Genomic DNA, 18,336 nt, shown 5'->3' with positions numbered 1-18,336 from the left:
TCACCCTCTCTCACAATCATCTGCATACTCGATGATTACGAGGGTAATATTATCTTCCCCTCCATTTTCATTTGCTCTTTTAATTAACTCAGTAGCTTTCTCCTCTAATGAGTCATTTCCATTTATAATCGATTCCATCTCTTGTTCTGAAACTTTGTTTGACAAACCATCAGAGCATAGCAATAGTCTATCGTCTTCCTCAAAAATAATTGTTTTAATATCTTGGTTTACATCTTCTTCCGTACCGAGCACACGTAACACTAAATTCTTCATCGGATGATTTTCAGCATCCTCTTTTGTAATTTGCCCAGACCGAAGCAGTTCATTAACAAGGGAATGGTCGTCAGTTAGCTGCTGAAAACCCGCTTCATTTCTAATATAACAACGGCTATCACCTACGTTTACAATCGTAGCAAATCGACTAGTACAAATAGCAGCAACAACGGTCGTACCCATACCTTCACATTCAGTTACTTCTTTACTGTGAGCATATATAGCTTTATTGGTTTCATTAATATGGTCATGCAACCACTTTTCTGCTTGATCCGCGGTTTCAATCTTTGGGGCAAGCAGCCACATAGATTTTAGCTTTTCTTTGGCCATTTCACTAGCTACATCACCAGCTCGGTGACCGCCCATACCATCAGCTACAATAGCTAAGCGATCACCACTGGCGTTTGTAAAAATGCCACCATTATCTTCATTTCGCTGACGAAGTTTCCCTACATCAGTCATAAAAACAGCCTTCATACTGTCACCTCGTTTCTTCTTTTCTCTCCTTTGCACGAAGTTGTCCACATGCTGCATCAATATCATGACCTTGTTCTCTACGGATGGTCACATTAACCCCACGATTTTTCAATGCCTTTTCAAATTGAAAAATCTGCTCTCTAGGAGTTCTTACATAGTCTCTCTCAGGTACGTAATTGACTGGAATTAAGTTTATATGACACTTCAATCCTTTAACGAGATCAGCAAGCTCTTCTGCATGCTCTACTTGATCATTGACTCCTCCAAATAAACCATATTCAAAACTTACACGTCTTCCTGTCTTGTTCACATAATAATGAATAGCTTCCATTAAATCGGGCAATTTATAAGCGCGGTTGATCGGCATTAATCTTCCTCTTATATCATTATTAGGGGCATGCAAGCTGACAGCAAAATTGATTTGCATATTTTCATCAGCAAATTTATAGATTTTCGGGATAATTCCGCTTGTAGATACAGTGATATGTCTAGCACCAATATTCAAGCCATCATCATGATTAATAATTTTCAAGAAAGACATCATTTGATCATAATTATCAAACGGTTCCCCAATACCCATAATGACAACAGAGCTTACTCTTTCATCTGTTTCATCTAATGCTTGTTGTACTTTTACGACTTGAGCAACGATTTCTCCTGCTTCTAAATGACGTTTTAATCCCCCTAAAGTCGAGGCACAAAATGTACAACCAATACGACACCCTACCTGTGTTGTAACACAAACAGAATTACCGTATTCATGACGCATTAAAACCGTCTCAATTGAATAGCCATCGTGTAACTCAAATAAAAATTTAATCGTGCCATCAGTAGATTGTTGCTGAATAATCGTTTTTAATGTTGTTAAAGTAAATGTAGCAGCGAGCTTTTCTCGCAAACTTTTTGATAAATTTGTCATATCATCGAAGTTTGTTACTCTTTTTGTATATAACCAATCAAAAATTTGACTTGCGCGGAATACTTTTTCATTATTTTCTTTTAACCAGTCCTTTAGTTCGTCTAATTGTAATGAATAAATGGATGGTTGATGATTCGTTTCTGTATTTTTCTTTGTTGCACTTCTTTCCATGTGATTACACCTTCTTTCTCAGACAAGCGATATAAAACCCGTCTGAACCAATATATTGCGGTAATACTTGTATTTCAAAATCATCCACAAACGTTTGTAATGCTTGTGGTAGCCTTGCCTTAAGTGTTGAGTCTCCAACAAATTCTTTATGGTCACTTAAAAAACGTGAAATGACTTGGTGGTTTTCAGATTCATCAACAGTGCATGTACTATACACTAGCATACCACCTTTTTTTAATAATGGGGTGATGGCATTTAATAAATCCAATTGAATGGACTGCAGGCGTGATAAATCATCTTCTTTTTTTGTGTATTTCATATCAGGTTTTCTACGCATCACACCTAAACCTGAGCACGGTGCGTCTAACAAAATACGATCAAACGACTCTTGCGGGAAATGATCTTGAACTTGTCTACTATCGAGAGCAAGAGTACCAATATTCTCTAATCCTAATCTATCTGCTGTTTGTGCAATAAGCTTCACTTTATGCTCATGGAGATCTATCGCTATAACCTCTCCACTCCCCGACATCGCTTCAGCAATATGAGACGTTTTCCCACCTGGAGCTGCACAAGCATCAAGGATTCTTTCATTTTTTTGAGGATTCAGGGCCAAGCAAGCTAACATTGAACTTTCATCTTGTATTGTGATAAGTCCATTTTTGAATGCTGTAGACTTGGCAAGATTTCCTCGAAGAGCATGAATGGCTTCTGATACCCATTCACTCCGTTTCACGGCATATCCTTCCTCTTCTAATAATGTAATCACTTCTTCTGTCGTAGCTTTCGTACTATTTACACGCGCTGTTTGAGTCGGAGCTTGTAAATTAAGCTTACACATTTCTTCCGTTGCTTCTAGCCCAAATTGATCCACCCATCTAGCAACGAGCCATTCTGGGTGACTTGTTGCTATCGAGATTCTTTGAATAGGATCTTTAATTTCTTCCACTTGTCTAATCCCAGTTCTTTGTACATTTCGTAATATCCCATTCACAAATGAAGCAATGCCTTTATGGCCTTTATTTTTTGCTATTTCTACCGCTTCATTTAATGCCGCATGATCAGGAATTTTATTTAAGTGAACCATTTGGTAAACCGTAATCCTTAATAATTGCTTTACCCAAGACTCCACTTTATTTGGTTTTTTTATATAGGGCTGTAAATAATAATCTAACGTCATTTTACGTTGTAGCGTCCCATAAACCAGTTCTGTCAGCAAACCAATATCTTTTTGTTCTAAATGATTTTGATTAATAGCATGGTTTAACAGGAGGTTACTATACGATTGGTTCTTTTCAATTGCATCTAACAAATCCATCGCAACTTCTCTTACATTTTTTTTTCTTTGTTTTTTCATTGATTGTCCCCTAACTTCATGCCAACTTGAAGATGGGCACCTGCGCCGCGCAGGTAATCTTTCGCTTTCATGCGTTTTTTACCTGATGGCTGAATCTCTGTTAGCTTCAATATCTGACCATCGCCGGTGGAGACATTGATGCCATCCTCTTCTAATCCAACAATTGTTCCAGGCACTTGATTTGATTTTGATTCAATGATCACAGAAGCCCACACTTTCATAACTGCATCAGACAAAGTCGTATAAGCAACTGGCCAAGGATTCATCCCTCTAATATGGTTATAAATTTCTATTGCTGGTTTACTCCACTGAATTTTTTCTTCTTCACGCTTAATATTGTATGCAAATGTTGCTAAATTTTCATCTTGTTGTTTCGGAAGCAAATCACCCTTTAATAATGGTGGTAATGTTTCTAACAATAGTTTGCTACCAGCTTCACTTAATTTATCATGTAAGCTACCAACAGTATCGTCCTTAGCGATTTCGACTTCTACCTGTGTTAAAATATCACCTGCATCCAACTTTTCAGCCATATACATAATCGTAATACCAGTCTTTTCTTTCCCTTGGATGATGCTGTAATGAATTGGTGCTCCACCTCTTAATTCTGGCAATAATGAAGCATGTACGTTAATGCAACCATATTTAGGTGCATCTAACAATGGCTTAGGGAGAATTTGCCCGAATGCAGCCGTGATAATAAGTTCAGGCTCTAGATTTAAAACAGCTTGCAAGTCCTCTTTATTTTTAACTTTCTCAGGCTGTAGCACTGGAATACCGTGTTTTTGTGCTTCCACTTTTACTGGTGGTGGAGTTAACACCTTTTTCCTTCCCACTGGCCGGTCAGGTTGTGTAACAACTGCAATGACTTCATAACCTGCTTGAATAACACTTCGTAATACCGGAACTGAAAAATCCGGTGTACCCATAAATACAATTTTTGTCATTCTTCATCCAACCTCTCTAACTCTTCTGCCTCTATATATCTGCTAACTTTAGTGGTGAATAGGATTCCATCCAAATGATCAATCTCATGTAAAATGGCTCTAGCAAGAAAACCTTCTGCTGCGAACTCATATGGCTTACCCTTTCGATTGAAGGCTTTTATTTTCACAAATGACGGTCGTGTGACATCACCATAAATACCGGGAAAGCTCAAACAGCCTTCTGGATCTGTTTGTTCACCTGATGTTTCGATTACTTCGGGATTTATCATCTCAATCGTGCCATGTTCATCTTCAATATCTACAATCGCTATTCTTTTATTGAGACCTATTTGAGGAGCAGCTAGTCCTACACCATCAAATTCAATCATTGTATCATACATATCATTTAATAGCCTTACTAATTTTTTATCAAAAACCGTTACCGGTGTACATTTTTCTTCTAAAATTGTATTAGGGTACATCACTATTTGTTTAACACTCAAAATATAAATCCTCCATAACATCTTCTCATTCAACAGACAGCCATAGCTAGACTAAAATTATTACCATTCTCGACGATTTTCTCTATCTATAACCTTTTTTAGTTATTTTTCTTTACATCAGAATAAATGGATTAACATCCACAGATATTTTCAAGGAAGTTGAAGTCACTTCTTGCTGATACTGATCTAATATCTTTTTTAATGATTGATTTAACTCTGGCTCCCGTTTGTATTTTATCAAACATTGGTAGCGATATCTATTGTTGATTCGTGGAATAGGTGATGCAACCGGACCAAGACAGATGGCGCTTTTAGTTAAGCGACTAGTCAGAAATGTGGTAATTTTTTCTGTGACATCTAACGCTTTCATCAATTGCTCGTGACTGACCGTAATAAGCGTAATAAAATAAAAAGGTGGGTACTTTAAGCCTTTTCTAATCATCATTTCGCGCTCGTAAAACTGGTCGTAATTTTGTTCAGCTGCTAACTCAATACTATAATGTTCAGGACTGTATGTTTGAATGACCACTTCTCCTGGTAATTGATGACGCCCTGCTCTTCCACTCACTTGCGTCAATAACTGAAACGTTTTTTCTGATGAACGAAAATCTGGCAAATGAAGCATTGTATCAGCTGATAATACACCGACAAGCGTTATATTTGGAAAATCAAGTCCCTTGGCAATCATTTGGGTCCCTAGCAGAATATCTGCATGGCCTTTTTGGAACTCATTAAGCAGTCGCTCATGAGAGCCTTTTTTACTCGTTGTATCCACATCCATACGAATAACTCTCGCTTCAGGCAATACTTTATGGAGTTCTTCTTCTACCTTTTGTGTCCCTGTGCCAAAATAACGAATATGATCACTCTGGCATTCTGGACAAACAGAGGGGACATGATCCTCATATCCACAATAATGACATTTCATTTGCTGCTGGTGGCGATGATAAGTTAATGAAATATCACAGTTCGGACAATTAACAACATAACCACAATCACGACACATGACAAAAGAAGAGTATCCACGTTTATTTAAGAAAAGGACTGTCTGCTCTTTTTTTTCTAGACGTAATTGGAGCTTTTCTAATAAGGAGGAAGAAAACATCGAGCGATTTCCACTTCTTAGCTCTTCACGCATATCTACAATATCCACCTGTGGTAAATCTTGATTATTCATCCTCTTCGGCAAACTTAACAAAGTGTATACACCTTTTTTAGCACGAGCAAATGATTCGAGTGAAGGTGTAGCGCTACCTAAAATAACGGGGAAACTACCTTGCTTCCCTCGTTTTATTGCTACATCTTTTGCATGATATTTTGGGTTTTCCTCTTGTTTATAACTTGTCTCATGTTCCTCATCTATAATGATGAGACCGAGGTTTTCAAAGGGAGCAAATACAGCTGACCGCGCTCCAACAACGACTTTCACTTCTCCACGCTGTACTTTTCGCCATTCATCATACTTCTCACCAGCAGATAATCCACTATGCATCACAGCTACTTGATTCCCAAATCTTCCTTTAAAACGATGAACCATTTGTGGGGTAAGTGAAATCTCTGGCACTAAACAAATTGCTTCTTGGCCTCTCCCTAGTACTTTCTGTATCGACTGTAAGTAAACTTCTGTTTTCCCACTCCCTGTTACGCCATACAATAAAAACACTTCATGAAGGGATTTTGCAATGCGATCATGGATTGGATCGATGGCTTCTTGTTGCTCATTTGTTAACAGCAATGGTTCTGTTCGTGCAAAATAACGATTTTCATAAGGATCACGATAAATTTCACGTTCGCTCTCCTCTAATACTTCTTTTTTCACTAGTTCTTTTACGACGGCATTCGATATTTGTAGAGTTGCCGTTAAGTCAGTTAAGAATATCCAATCATTATTTGCGATAAAGTATGTGATCACGTCATGTTGTTTTTGTGCTCTTGGTGTAAGAGAAGATTGATAAGTCTTTAATTCCTCTGTTGAAAGGGCGCTTCTAATAGCGAGGCGTTTTTTCTTTTTTATTTTATCTTTCACTTCATAAATAATTAGAATATGACCTTTCGTTACTTCTTGCTGTAACAATGATAAATAGCCTGTTTCTTTCGCTTCTTCCCACAGGATGCTATCTTGGTTAGTAAATAAGTCTTGTAAGGTTTGGGGTAACAAATGTTTGCTTTCAGTTGAAACTTGTAATTTTTTTTGATATTTTGCTTTAAGTGCTGCTGGTAACATCGCTTGATAAGCAGAGATCCGATAACTTAAAGTTTCTTCTGATAGCCAATTTCCTAATGAAATGAGCGACTCAGATAATACAGGTGTTAAATCTAACGGCTCAATGATATTTTTTAATTTATTAAGCGTGGACTGAGGTTTGATCCCAATGACAAAACCTTGAATTCTCCTTGGCCCAAATGGGACAACGACGCGCATCCCAATTTGAATGACCGTCTCAAGTGATTGCGGAATAACATAATCAAAAGGTCGATCTGTTTGCTTAGCCGGTACGTCAACAATGACCTCAGCAATCATTTTCCCTCATCCTCGTGTATATGAAGTGCTTCTTTTAGAATGCTTACTGCTACGTCATGTTTTGACATTAACGGGAGATCAGTTTTAGTTCCATCCCGTTTATAGAGAGTAACAACATTCGTATCTGTTCCAAATCCGGCACCCGCACTTGTTACATCATTGGCTACTATCATATCAGCATTTTTCTTTTCCAGCTTTCCTCTCGCATATACATCCACATTATTTGTTTCTGCCGCAAAACCCACCAACACTTGATTTTTCTTTCTTTTACCAAGTGCCATTAAAATATCTTTAGTTCTTTCTAATTCCAACTGTTGATCACCATCATTCTTTTTCACTTTCTGATCATAAGTATATTTAGGCCGATAATCTGCTACAGCAGCCGTTTTTATTACAATATGAGCATCAGCAAAGCGAGTAATCATTTCTTCATACATTTCTTCCGCACTTTCAACATTGATTACTTTTACACCATGAGGTGAAGAAATATGGACAGGACCTGATACTAATGTCACATCTGCACCAAGTTTCGCTGCGACTTCTGCAATCGCATAGCCCATTTTACCACTCGAATGATTGGTTAAATAACGAACAGGATCAATTTTTTCTCTTGTCGGCCCTGCTGAGATCAATAACTTTTTCCCTTTTAACAACGGTTCCTTTTGATTGAAAAAATGATTCATATGCTCAACAATCTTTTCCGGTTCTTCTAATCTACCTTTTCCAACATAACCACATGCGAGATAGCCTTCACTCGGTTCAATAAATTGATAACCAAACTGATGAAGAGTATCAATATTTTTTATCACTGCAGGATGATTGTACATATTGACATTCATCGCCGGTGCAATCCATACAGGCGATGTGTGTGCTAACAATGTTGTAGAAATCATATCATCTGCTAGGCCATTTGCAAGCTTACCAATAATATTCGCAGTTGCTGGTGCAATCAATATCAAATCTGCCCAGTCCGCTAAATCAATATGAGCAATCTTACTAGCGTCCTTTTCATCGAAGGTATCAAAATATACATCATTACGTGACATCACTTGAAAAGTTAATGGTGACACAAATTGTCTAGCTGACTCGCTCATCATTACTTTCACACAAGCTCCAGCTTGCGTTAACTTACTTGTTAAAGCTACAGCTTTATAAACAGCAATACCGCCGGTTACACACAACAGGATTTTTTTACCATTCAACATCTATACAAACCCCCAATATTCAAAAGGTTATTTTTCTTTTATTATGAATAATTTCGCTCACTTTTTCATCTATCTCTTCTTGTTTTTAACAAAAATTACGGCTATGAACAAAAATAACAACCTCCATACAGGTTGTTATTTTTTCATATATGTGTATTTTACCTTTTTTCCCCTTCATGCGTTGTATCACCTAAGCGATAAAATAGTTCGTTTGCATTAATCTCTTCTAACGCTTTACCCACATTTTTATGTGATACATATTTTTCTAAACGATATTGCTCTTCATTATTTTGTAATTTCCGTGCTCTTTTAGCAGCCACAGACACAAGAGAGTATTTTGAATCAATTTTTGTCATCAATGAATCAATTGATGGATTTAACATATTATTCAGCCTCCAACATTTTCAAATATCTAGGTTCAACGCGCGTGCGACGGCAATGTTCTGCTACTACAATCGCATTAATTCTGTCACAAGCGTTTTCCACTTGATCATTTTCTACAACATAATCATATAATTTCATCATTTCAATTTCTTCTTTAGCTGCACTTAAACGATTATTAATTATATCTTCTGTTTCTGTGCCTCGTGTAACAATACGATTTTTTAATTCAGATAAACTAGGTGGAACAAGGAAGATAAACAAGCCATCAGGAAACTTCTCACGCACTTGCTTTGCACCTTGTACTTCTATTTCTAAAAATACATCCTTGCCCTCGTTTAACGTTTGCTTCACATAATCAACAGGGGTTCCATAATAGTTGCCAACAAACTCAGCATACTCCAATAATTTATCTTGTTCTATTAATGTTTCAAATTCTTCACGAGATTTAAAGAAATAATCTACTCCATCCACTTCACCTTGTCTCGGCTTTCTTGTTGTCATAGAAATAGAGTATTCAAATGCCGTATCAGGCTGTGAGAAAATCTCTTTTCTCACTGTACCTTTCCCTACACCAGATGGACCTGAGAGTACTATTAATAAACCTTTTTCCTTCATTAGAAAATCCTACCCTTCATCGATAACATCATCGCGGTCATTCAGTCGTGCAGCTACTGTTTCCGGCTGAACAGCAGATAAAATGACATGATCACTATCCATGACAATGACTGCTCTCGTTCTACGGCCATATGTTGCATCTATCAGTACACCACGGTCTCTTGCATCCTGAATAATTCTCTTAATTGGTGCCGATTCCGGACTCACTATTGATATGATTCTATTGGCAGAAACAATGTTTCCGAAGCCAATATTAATTAATTTTATTGACATATGCGTCCCCCCGTCATCAGTTAACTATTTTGACCTTTATCACGCGTTTCTAAACCGCTTTATTCAATATTTTGTACTTGTTCTTTCATCTTTTCTAATAGACCTTTCATTTCAACCACTTCTCCAGCAATGGTAGAATCATTCGCTTTAGAACCGATTGTATTAACTTCTCGATTCATCTCTTGAATCATGAAATCAAGCTTTCTGCCAATTGCATCTTCCAAGGAAAGGGTCAATTGAAATTGATTACGATGTGATGCGAGTCGTGTCAATTCTTCATTGATATCGGCCTTGTCTGCAAAAATTGCCACCTCTGTAATAATTCTTGATTCATCAATATGACCATCAGCATATTCCTCCATTCGCTTTCGCAAACGGTCTTCGTATTGCTTTACCACGTTAGGGGCTAAGTCATATAAGCGGTTAAGACATTCAGTTAGTAAACCGAGCTGTTTAAAAAGATCCTTCTCTAGCTCCTTACCTTCAGCTAACCGCATCATTTGCAGCTCTTTACCAGCTTCATTTGTCGCTTCAAGAATCAACTCATCTAACCATTCGTCTTCTTCATCCACTTCCACAATAGCAAATACATCTTCATTAAGTAAATCTTTTAACCCAGGCTCACTGCTTAACTTATATTTTTCTTTCACTTCTGTCATTGAACGATAAAATTCGTCTAACAAATCCCAATCCACACGTATCTTCTTTTGTTTCGATCCCGTTTGTTCTATGGTTGCATAGACTTCTATTCTACCACGCTTAATATATTGATTAAGCGTTTTTTTTATTTTATCTTCCAGCTTGAGAAATTGCTTTGGAATGCGCAGGAAATATTCTGTAAAACGATGATTAACCGTTTTTACTTCAATCGTGATAGAGAAGGTGTCAGTTTGCCTTTTACCCTGTCCATACCCTGTCATGCTCGCTACCATCGTTTAACCACACTTCCTTTCGCTGTTTGCGGGAAGTACCTACAACTTTCTTATACAAATTTGGCACTAACCATACCTTTTCTTACACTCATATATTATGTAGTTTTCTTTAAAAAACCAAAAGGTAATAGAGTTTCACTCTACTACCTAAAGGATTATACCATATTTCACTTCGATTTTCTTGCCAAATATGTGAAGCCAAGCAAAAATGTTGGGACAGCTGATAAGCCAACAATCATTAACCAATCACGACCAGCGATTGGTACTGTGTGGAAAATTTGTTGTAATGGCGGCCAATATAAAACGACTAGCATAAGTAAAACCGAAGAAATAACCGCCCAGACAAGATACATATTACCGAATGGGTTTCGAGCAAAAACTGATTTTTCACTTCGACAATCAAACACATGAATTAATTGAGCAAGGACTAATGTCGCAAATGCAACGGTTTGCGCATACGCGAGCTCATTAGGATCGCCTTTATATGTGAGCATAAACGCAAGTAAGGTTACTCCACCAATTAAAAATCCTCTTGAAATAACTTTCCAGCCAAGTCCTCTTGAAAAGATGCCCTCTTTAGGATTACGCGGTTCTCGCTTCATGACATTACCTTCTGGTCGGTCTAAACCTAACGCCATCGCCGGCAGCCCATCTGTTACTAAATTCACCCAAAGAATTTGTATAGGTACTAGCGGCAGAGGTAGTGCTAGTATCATTGCAAATAGCATAACCAGTATTTCGCCAACATTAGATGCAAGTAAATACCTTACAAACTTTCTAATATTATCGTAAATATTTCGCCCTTCTTTTATTGCTGATTTAATGGTTGCAAAGTTGTCATCAAGTAAAATAAGAGAAGATGCTTCTTTTGCTACATCCGTACCGGTAATGCCCATGGCAATGCCAATATCAGCAGCTTTGATAGCTGGTGCATCATTGATTCCGTCCCCTGTCATGGCTACAATATGACCACGATTTTGCAGAGCTTTAACGATCTTTAATTTATGCTCCGGTGATACGCGCGCAAACACCGATACATCATCCACTACATCTTCTAACTCTTCTGTACTCAATGTAGCTAATGTTTTTCCTTCCATTACTTTTGTTGACTTATTAAGAATACCTAATTGTTTAGCAATTGCTTGAGCAGTTGTAATATGATCGCCTGTAATCATCACTGTCTTAATTCCTGCTTCTTTACATTCTTTAACCGCAGCTCGTACCTCGGTCCTTGGCGGATCAATCATTCCCTGTAAACCTATAAACGTCAATCGATTTTCTGCCTCTTTTTCTGATTTTATTCTGCCCTCATTAGTCAATTCTTTATATCCTATTGCAATTGTTCTTAGGGCTTGGGAGGCTAAACCGTGAATGGCCTCATTCACTGACCTATGCATCTCTTGGGTCATTGCTTGCTTACGGTTATCCCACAGGATACTCTCACAGTTCTGTGCCAACACATCCGGTGCTCCTTTACAGACAACAAATCTTCTGCCACTAGCATCTTTTAACACGATACTCATCATTTTTCTAGTTGAATCAAAAGGAAATTCTTCGAGAATTTCATATTGATTTAATAAAGAGGGGCGACTATATCCTGCTTTCATCCCAGCGACTAACAATGCACCTTCTGTTGGATCACCGTCAATGACAAATTCTTTATTTTTCTTATGAATTTCAGCATGATTACAAAGCATACCAAACATCAATAATTGTTGTAATGTTTTTTCATTTTTTGGATCTACACGTTTTTCACTGCGATAAAAATCTCCTTTAGGTGTATAGCCAATGCCATCTACTTGCCAAGTGTTACCACCACTCCATAAATGGGTGACAGTCATTTTGTTCTGAGTCAAGGTTCCCGTTTTATCGGAGCATATGACAGAAGCACACCCTAATGTTTCTACTGCTGGGAGCTTTCTGACAATCGCCTTTTGTTTAATCATGCGTTGGACTCCAAGCGATAAGGCCACGGTGACTATCGCCGGTAATCCCTCTGGTATTGCTGCTACAGCTAACGATACCCCTGTTAAGAACATCGTATATAATTCTTGTCCTTGAAGCACACCGATACCTACGACAAGAACCGTTAAGAATAGTGCGACAACAATGAGGATTTTTCCTAATTGTTCCAACCTTCTTTGCAGCGGTGTTGTCATCGTTTCCGCACTTTGGATCATATCAGCGATTTGTCCCATCGCTGTTTTCATTCCTGTGCCAATGACAACCCCCACTCCGCTACCCTTCGTTACGATCGTACCCATAAAGCCCATATTTTCCATATCGCCGATTCCGGGGTTATCTTGCTTAATTGCTGCGACTGTTTTTTGCACTGGTAATGATTCACCTGTTAAGGCCGACTCTTCTATTTCTAAGTTATTGCACTCGATTAAGCGGATATCCGCCCCAATTCTATCACCGGAGGAGAACTTCAATAAGTCACCAACAACGACTTCTTTTGAGGGGATTTTCTTCCATTCTCCATCACGTAATACTGTTACATGAGGTGTGGATAATTCTTTTAGCGCACTTAATGACTTCTCTGCTTTTCGTTCCTGAAAAAAACCTAATACTCCGTTGATAAGTACAATCGCAATAATGGCGATTGCATCAATATATTCACCCAGTAGCCCAGATATCAATGTGGCTACTAATAGAATTAAAGTCATAAAGTCTTTGAATTGACTAAAAAATAAGAGTAAAGCAGATTGCTTTTCTCCCTCTACTAATTCATTATATCCAAATTGCTCTAATCTTTTTTGCGCATCTTCTTCAGACATGCCTTCATGCCTATTCGTGTTTAACGTGTCTTCAACCTCTCTCGCTTCCATCTCATGGTATTTCATCCGGACATCACACTTCCTCCTTTTCATTTTAAGAGAATTCGCATCTACTACATGCGAACCGTCCTGCTTCCCCTACTATCTCGATGGAGAGCTGTCCTATTTTTAAGGCTCTCATGAAAGCTTATTCAGTCTCGTCCTAAAAAATGCTATGCTATTATGAGAAAGAATGTTTTTACATAAACAGAAAGCTTTTAAAAACCATTTGTTTATGGGAAAATAGCTTCCATAAAGTAAAGAGACGCACAGCGCTGAATCTCGTGCGTAGAAAAGGATGTTTTCAATGTCATTTGATGGATTATTTACAAAAGCGATGGTAGAGGAGTTACAATCCACTCTTAAAGGTGGTCGAATTAATAAAGTTCACCAACCTTATAAAAATGAAATGATATTAGTGATTAGAGCAAACGGAAAAAATCATAAATTACTCTTATCTGCTCACCCAAGTTATGCTCGGGTACAATTAACAAATGAAGCCTATGACAACCCGAGCATACCACCGATGTTTTGCATGCTATTAAGAAAACATTTAGAAGGATATATATTAGAAGATATTAAACAAATGGATTTAGATCGCATTATTATCTTTGACATTAAAGGCCGCAATGAGATTGGGGACGTTTCCTATAAAAGACTGATTGTAGAAATAATGGGACGACATAGTAATATTACGCTTATCGATCAAGAACGAAATATGATTCTCGATTGTATTAAACATGTATCTTATGCCGTAAATAGTTATCGTGCCTTACTTCCAGGTCAAACATATGTGACTCCCCCGGCTCAAAATAAAGCCAACCCAATAGAAGCTGATGAGACGGATGTATTACGAAGAATGGACTTTAATAGTGGGAAGTTAGATAGACAACTTGTACAACATTACAGCGGGTTTTCTCCCCTACTTGCAAAAGAAATTGTTTACCAATCAGGATTAGCCAACCGTACAACATTACCTGCTGCCTTTATTAAGACAATAGATAAAATAAAAAACAAAGAAGTTCAACCGACCATTACGATAAATGAGCATAAAGAGACTTTTTATTTCCTCCAGTTAGATCATATTCAGGGAGAGCAGCGTCATTTTGAGAGCTTAAGTCTAATGCTTGACCGCTATTATTTCGGCAAAGCAGAAAGAGATCGTGTCAAACAACAAGGTAATGACTTGGAAAAATTCATTAGCAATGAAAAAGAAAAAAACACAAAAAAAATAGAGAAATTAAAACTAACCATGCAAGATGCAAAAAATGCCGAGCAATTTCAATTGTACGGTGAATTAATTACAGCTCATATGTATGCCATTCATAGAGGGATGGATGAGATTGAAGTGAGCAATTATTATGATGAAAATAACAGTAATGTCCTTATCCCTCTAGATACACAAAAAACACCTTCGCAAAATGCACAGATATACTTTAAGAAATATCAAAAAGCTAAACATGCCAAACAAGTTGTACAAGAACAAATAGATCAAGCCTATGAAGAAGTTAACTACTTCGATCATCTTTTACAACAAATACAAGCCGCATCACCGAAAGATATTGAAGAAATACGGGAGGAACTTATTGAAGGCGGTTACTTACGGGAAAGACAAAAAAAACAGAAAAAGCCGGTCAATGCCAAACCAATCCTTGATTATTTTGTCGCTAGCGATGGGACAGAAATCATTGTTGGTAAGAACAATAAACAAAATGATTATTTGACGAATAAATTAGCTGCAAAAGACGACATATGGCTCCATACAAAAGATATCCCTGGGTCCCATGTGGTCATTAGAGATAAAGCGCCAAGTAATGAAGTTATTCAAGAAGCTGCTTGTTTAGCTGCTTATTTTAGTAAAGCGCGTAACTCAAGTAGTGTACCCGTCGATTACACAAAGGTACGTAATGTGAAAAAGCCGAGTGGTGCTAAGCCCGGGTTTGTCATTTATGATCAACAACAAACAATCTTTGTCACCCCTGATGAAGAAAAAGTCATTTCACTTAGTAAAAAGAAATAACAAAACCCAATTGAGATGAACGCCTTACTCTACCAGGCGATCCATCCAATTGGGTTTTTTATTAGTTAAACAGTTACTGTGCTGTATAACCACCATCTACTAATAAGGTTGTACCATTTACAAAGCTCGCATCATCACTTGATAAGAATAAAACAGCTTTAGCAATTTCTTCTGGTTTTCCAAGTCTACCTTGTGGATGAAGGGAGGCAAGGTGATTCTTCACATCTGATTCTAATTCTGATAATAAAGGCGTATCAATGTATCCCGGACAAACCGCATTTACACGGATATTTTCTTTCGCATATGCCGTACATAGGTTTTGTGTTAACAGTTTCACGCCACCTTTTGCAGAGGAGTATGCTGGGATATTAGGCAGTGAGACAAAGCTATGAATAGATCCTGCATTCACTATTACACCGCCGCTTCCTTGTTTTTGGAATTGTTCGATTGCGTATTTATCTGATAGAAACACACCAGAAAGATTAATATCAATCGTTTTTTTCCATTTATCATAATCTAATTCAGCTGCTGGCCCATCGCTGGCAATACCCGCATTGGCATACATGATATCCAATTTTCCAAACCGACTAATTGTTTGTGCAACGACATTTTTCACATCTTCTTCGTTTGATACATCTGTTTTAACAAATAAAGTCTCATATCCTTCTTTATTCAAAGTATCAGAAAGAGCTTGTCCCTTGTCAGAGAAATCAGCTATGACAACCTTTGCACCTTCTTTTACATATTCTTTGACAACTGCTTCACCAATACCACTTGCTCCACCTGTTACGATTGCTACTTTATCTTGTAATTTCATTTTAATCTCCTCTTTCTTTTCATTATCTTGCTGTCGCTCCACCATCAATGACAAACTCTGCCCCTGTAGTGTATGCTGAATCGTCTGAAGCTAAAAAGAGCACTGTATTAGCTACATCTTTTACTTTACCTAAATAACCGAGTGGAAATAGGTTCTTTCCTAAAGCATCTTTTGACTGACCAGTCTGTTCTGAAGCATAATCAGCCATGCCAGTATCAATATACCCTGGATGAATGGAATTTACTCTAACACCCATTGGAGCATATTCAATGGCAGCGTCCTTAGTCATGACACGTACAGCACCTTTACTTGCACCATATAAAACATGGCCGGGAGAGCCCACTAAGCCTGCAATAGAAGAAGCGTTAATCACAGAACCTTTCTGCCGCTCAGCCATTAATGGCATAATATGCTTCATTCCTAAAAACACACCCCCTACATTAATAGCCATTAATTTATTCCATTCCTCTAGCTCAATTTCAGCTAGTGGTTTAATAAGATAAATCCCTGCATTATTGAAGAGAATATCTACTTGGTTATAAGCTTTTATCGCCTCATTAGCGACCTTACGCCAATCATTTTCATTACTTACATCATGGCGAACAAATATTGCTTCCCCACCATTTGCTTTGATTTCTTCGACGGTACCTTGACCAGACGTTTCATGAATATCTGTCAGAATAACTTTTGCTCCTTCTTGTGCAAAAAGAAGTGCTGTCTCTTTCCCAATCCCAGTGCCACCACCAGTAATAACAGCCACTTTTTCATTTAATCTCATAATCCTTACCCCTTCTCTGCTGTCATATTTACATGAATATCCTTACTTATCAACAATTCATTCATTGTTCACCCCACATCTACAATGATACAAACTTTAACTTTTTAGCGCTATCCTATAAGATACTGTTTATGAGTAGCTATTTTACAGTCATATATAGGGGGAATTTCATGGCTCAATCTCATGATCGTTTTGAAGAAGTTACATTGCGGGAATTTATATTCTTTATGAAAACATATAGGCAAAACTTAGAAGAAAATATCCGGATATACCTTAATGTCGAGGGGATTTCTGACGAAGAGCATTTTGAGGCGGTTACACTGCTACTCCGTTCCTTTACAGAATGGTTTCACCATATACACATGGGAGAAATGGAGGAAGACATTCATAATCAGTTAATAGATTGGCTTTATGCGCAAATATCCATTCTATCCACTGAACGATTATATTTGTTTTCATTGATTCTACAAAAAGCGGTAACAACCTTATTAAAGAAAGAAAAAATTCATAAGAACGATGGGTTTATCATGTTTTTATTTAACTTACAATCAGATTTACTGAAAACATATCAGCAAATAGCAAAAAAAGAGAAGCAAATACCTCATAGAGCACCCTTAACTAAATTAAGTCAATTATTAATTCGTTCATCGAAGACGGAACTCCCCGATATCCTAAAAAAATGTGAAGATTGGTTTGGGTTTAAACGTTGTGTCTTTTATGGTTATATTCCGTGGTCCAATGAATTTTATGGTGCAGTCGGAACAGAAGTTATCAAAGTGCAGAGTATGAAAGGTCAGTTAGGAGAGAATTTCTCAGTCTTCTCTACAAAGAAACCAATTTTCCTAAAAGACCCTAAGCAATTAATTAGACAAGAACATATCGAATTATTCGGCTTATCTTCAATTATCTTTCTTCCCATTTTATGTGAAGAACAATTATATGGCTGGTTAACTTTTGACCAAAAGGGAGAGGCGTTTGAATATAGTAAAGAAGAGTTAGATTATATCAATGAAGTAGGTATATTATTGGGTTTATTCTTTTCTCGAAAAAGTGGAAATGATATGATCCAATCCTCCATTCATCTTACCCAAAGGGAGCATTCTATTCTCATCCTACTAGCTGATGGTCATGATAATAAAACCATCGCCTCCATGCTCTATTTAAGCGAGCATACGGTGAGAGATTATGTCAGTCAATTAATGACTAAACTAAAAGCAAAAAATCGCACACAAGTTGTGGCGATTGCTTTTCAATCGGGATTATTACATTAATTCCTCTTTACTGATAAAACTGTATACTGTTAGATAGGCTAAGCGAAAAGTTTGCTATTGCTAACTTTTCGCCGC

General features: G+C 37.5%; 16 protein-coding genes. 2 read left to right on the top strand and 14 right to left on the bottom strand.

The window, feature by feature from the left end:
* The 12 genes from LCM23_RS20360 to LCM23_RS20305 form a co-directional block, all read right to left on the bottom strand.
* The gene (locus tag LCM23_RS20360; protein WP_095369572.1) at positions 1-750 is read right to left on the bottom strand and encodes a Stp1/IreP family PP2C-type Ser/Thr phosphatase; all 750 of its coding nucleotides are present in this window, start codon (positions 748-750) and stop codon (positions 1-3) included.
* A gap of 4 nt (positions 751-754) precedes the next feature.
* On the bottom strand, positions 755-1,840 hold the full coding sequence (gene rlmN / locus LCM23_RS20355; protein WP_224938571.1) for a 23S rRNA (adenine(2503)-C(2))-methyltransferase RlmN: 1,086 nt from the start codon (positions 1,838-1,840) through the stop codon (positions 755-757).
* Positions 1,841-1,844: 4 nt separating this feature from the next.
* The gene (gene rsmB / locus LCM23_RS20350; protein WP_224938570.1) at positions 1,845-3,197 is read right to left on the bottom strand and encodes a 16S rRNA (cytosine(967)-C(5))-methyltransferase RsmB; all 1,353 of its coding nucleotides are present in this window, start codon (positions 3,195-3,197) and stop codon (positions 1,845-1,847) included.
* Positions 3,194-4,144, bottom strand: coding sequence for a methionyl-tRNA formyltransferase (fmt, locus tag LCM23_RS20345; RefSeq protein ID WP_224938569.1), 951 nt, complete (start codon positions 4,142-4,144; stop codon positions 3,194-3,196). The genes rsmB and fmt overlap by 4 nt, the downstream gene beginning before the upstream one ends.
* A complete protein-coding gene (gene def / locus LCM23_RS20340) occupies positions 4,141-4,626 on the bottom strand; it encodes a peptide deformylase (protein ID WP_095369576.1) in 486 nt (161 codons plus the stop codon). The genes fmt and def overlap by 4 nt, the downstream gene beginning before the upstream one ends.
* A 112-nt stretch (positions 4,627-4,738) precedes the next feature.
* The gene (priA, locus tag LCM23_RS20335; protein ID WP_224938568.1) at positions 4,739-7,147 is read right to left on the bottom strand and encodes a primosomal protein N'; all 2,409 of its coding nucleotides are present in this window, start codon (positions 7,145-7,147) and stop codon (positions 4,739-4,741) included.
* The gene (gene coaBC / locus LCM23_RS20330; RefSeq protein ID WP_224938567.1) at positions 7,144-8,352 is read right to left on the bottom strand and encodes a bifunctional phosphopantothenoylcysteine decarboxylase/phosphopantothenate--cysteine ligase CoaBC; all 1,209 of its coding nucleotides are present in this window, start codon (positions 8,350-8,352) and stop codon (positions 7,144-7,146) included. Before coaBC ends, priA begins: the two co-directional genes overlap by 4 nt.
* Before the next feature lie 158 nt (positions 8,353-8,510).
* Positions 8,511-8,735: a DNA-directed RNA polymerase subunit omega gene (rpoZ, locus tag LCM23_RS20325; RefSeq protein ID WP_095369579.1), complete on the bottom strand. Its 225-nt coding sequence runs from the start codon at positions 8,733-8,735 to the stop codon at positions 8,511-8,513.
* Position 8,736: 1 nt separating this feature from the next.
* The gene (gene gmk / locus LCM23_RS20320; RefSeq protein ID WP_095369580.1) at positions 8,737-9,351 is read right to left on the bottom strand and encodes a guanylate kinase; all 615 of its coding nucleotides are present in this window, start codon (positions 9,349-9,351) and stop codon (positions 8,737-8,739) included.
* 9 nt (positions 9,352-9,360) lie between these two features.
* Positions 9,361-9,624: an extracellular matrix/biofilm regulator RemA gene (gene remA / locus LCM23_RS20315; protein WP_095369581.1), complete on the bottom strand. Its 264-nt coding sequence runs from the start codon at positions 9,622-9,624 to the stop codon at positions 9,361-9,363.
* Between the two features lie 59 nt (positions 9,625-9,683).
* A complete protein-coding gene (locus tag LCM23_RS20310) occupies positions 9,684-10,556 on the bottom strand; it encodes a YicC/YloC family endoribonuclease (protein WP_224938566.1) in 873 nt (290 codons plus the stop codon).
* 167 nt (positions 10,557-10,723) lie between these two features.
* The gene (locus LCM23_RS20305) at positions 10,724-13,402 is read right to left on the bottom strand and encodes a cation-translocating P-type ATPase (protein WP_224938565.1); all 2,679 of its coding nucleotides are present in this window, start codon (positions 13,400-13,402) and stop codon (positions 10,724-10,726) included.
* Positions 13,403-13,682: 280 nt separating this feature from the next.
* Between LCM23_RS20305 and LCM23_RS20300 the strand changes: the two genes are divergently transcribed.
* Complete coding sequence (locus tag LCM23_RS20300; RefSeq protein ID WP_224938564.1) at positions 13,683-15,395, top strand: Rqc2 family fibronectin-binding protein; 1,713 nt, start codon at positions 13,683-13,685, stop codon at positions 15,393-15,395.
* A gap of 73 nt (positions 15,396-15,468) precedes the next feature.
* On the opposite strand, the gene LCM23_RS20295 is transcribed toward LCM23_RS20300, so the two are convergent.
* Both LCM23_RS20295 and LCM23_RS20290 read right to left on the bottom strand, forming a co-directional pair.
* Positions 15,469-16,212 carry an SDR family NAD(P)-dependent oxidoreductase gene (locus LCM23_RS20295; protein WP_224938563.1) on the bottom strand — a complete coding sequence of 248 codons (744 nt, stop codon included), beginning with the start codon at positions 16,210-16,212 and terminating at the stop codon, positions 15,469-15,471.
* Between the two features lie 22 nt (positions 16,213-16,234).
* On the bottom strand, positions 16,235-16,990 hold the full coding sequence (locus tag LCM23_RS20290) for an SDR family NAD(P)-dependent oxidoreductase (RefSeq protein ID WP_224938562.1): 756 nt from the start codon (positions 16,988-16,990) through the stop codon (positions 16,235-16,237).
* 170 nt (positions 16,991-17,160) lie between these two features.
* Between LCM23_RS20290 and LCM23_RS20285 the strand changes: the two genes are divergently transcribed.
* Positions 17,161-18,261 carry a LuxR C-terminal-related transcriptional regulator gene (locus tag LCM23_RS20285; RefSeq protein WP_224938561.1) on the top strand — a complete coding sequence of 367 codons (1,101 nt, stop codon included), beginning with the start codon at positions 17,161-17,163 and terminating at the stop codon, positions 18,259-18,261.
* Positions 18,262-18,336 lie beyond the last annotated feature (75 nt).

Origin of the sequence: Cytobacillus kochii (assembly GCF_020171845.1) — a bacterium.
Lineage (GTDB): Bacteria > Bacillota > Bacilli > Bacillales > Cytobacillaceae > Cytobacillus > Cytobacillus kochii.
Note: the sequence above shows the minus strand (reverse complement) of the source record. Positions and strands in the feature narration are given on the sequence as shown.

Coding starts and splice junctions, on each gene's coding strand:
- LCM23_RS20360 (WP_095369572.1), bottom strand. CDS start 750: ATGAAGGCTGTTTTTATGACTGATGTAGGGAAACTTCGTCAGCGAAAT.
- rlmN (WP_224938571.1), bottom strand. CDS start 1,840: ATGGAAAGAAGTGCAACAAAGAAAAATACAGAAACGAATCATCAACCA.
- rsmB (WP_224938570.1), bottom strand. CDS start 3,197: ATGAAAAAACAAAGAAAAAAAAATGTAAGAGAAGTTGCGATGGATTTG.
- fmt (WP_224938569.1), bottom strand. CDS start 4,144: ATGACAAAAATTGTATTTATGGGTACACCGGATTTTTCAGTTCCGGTA.
- priA (WP_224938568.1), bottom strand. CDS start 7,147: ATGATTGCTGAGGTCATTGTTGACGTACCGGCTAAGCAAACAGATCGA.
- coaBC (WP_224938567.1), bottom strand. CDS start 8,352: ATGTTGAATGGTAAAAAAATCCTGTTGTGTGTAACCGGCGGTATTGCT.
- rpoZ (WP_095369579.1), bottom strand. CDS start 8,735: ATGTTAAATCCATCAATTGATTCATTGATGACAAAAATTGATTCAAAA.
- gmk (WP_095369580.1), bottom strand. CDS start 9,351: ATGAAGGAAAAAGGTTTATTAATAGTACTCTCAGGTCCATCTGGTGTA.
- remA (WP_095369581.1), bottom strand. CDS start 9,624: ATGTCAATAAAATTAATTAATATTGGCTTCGGAAACATTGTTTCTGCC.
- LCM23_RS20310 (WP_224938566.1), bottom strand. CDS start 10,556: ATGGTAGCGAGCATGACAGGGTATGGACAGGGTAAAAGGCAAACTGAC.
- LCM23_RS20305 (WP_224938565.1), bottom strand. CDS start 13,402: ATGAAATACCATGAGATGGAAGCGAGAGAGGTTGAAGACACGTTAAAC.
- LCM23_RS20300 (WP_224938564.1), top strand. CDS start 13,683: ATGTCATTTGATGGATTATTTACAAAAGCGATGGTAGAGGAGTTACAA.
- LCM23_RS20295 (WP_224938563.1), bottom strand. CDS start 16,212: ATGAAATTACAAGATAAAGTAGCAATCGTAACAGGTGGAGCAAGTGGT.
- LCM23_RS20290 (WP_224938562.1), bottom strand. CDS start 16,990: ATGAGATTAAATGAAAAAGTGGCTGTTATTACTGGTGGTGGCACTGGG.
- LCM23_RS20285 (WP_224938561.1), top strand. CDS start 17,161: ATGGCTCAATCTCATGATCGTTTTGAAGAAGTTACATTGCGGGAATTT.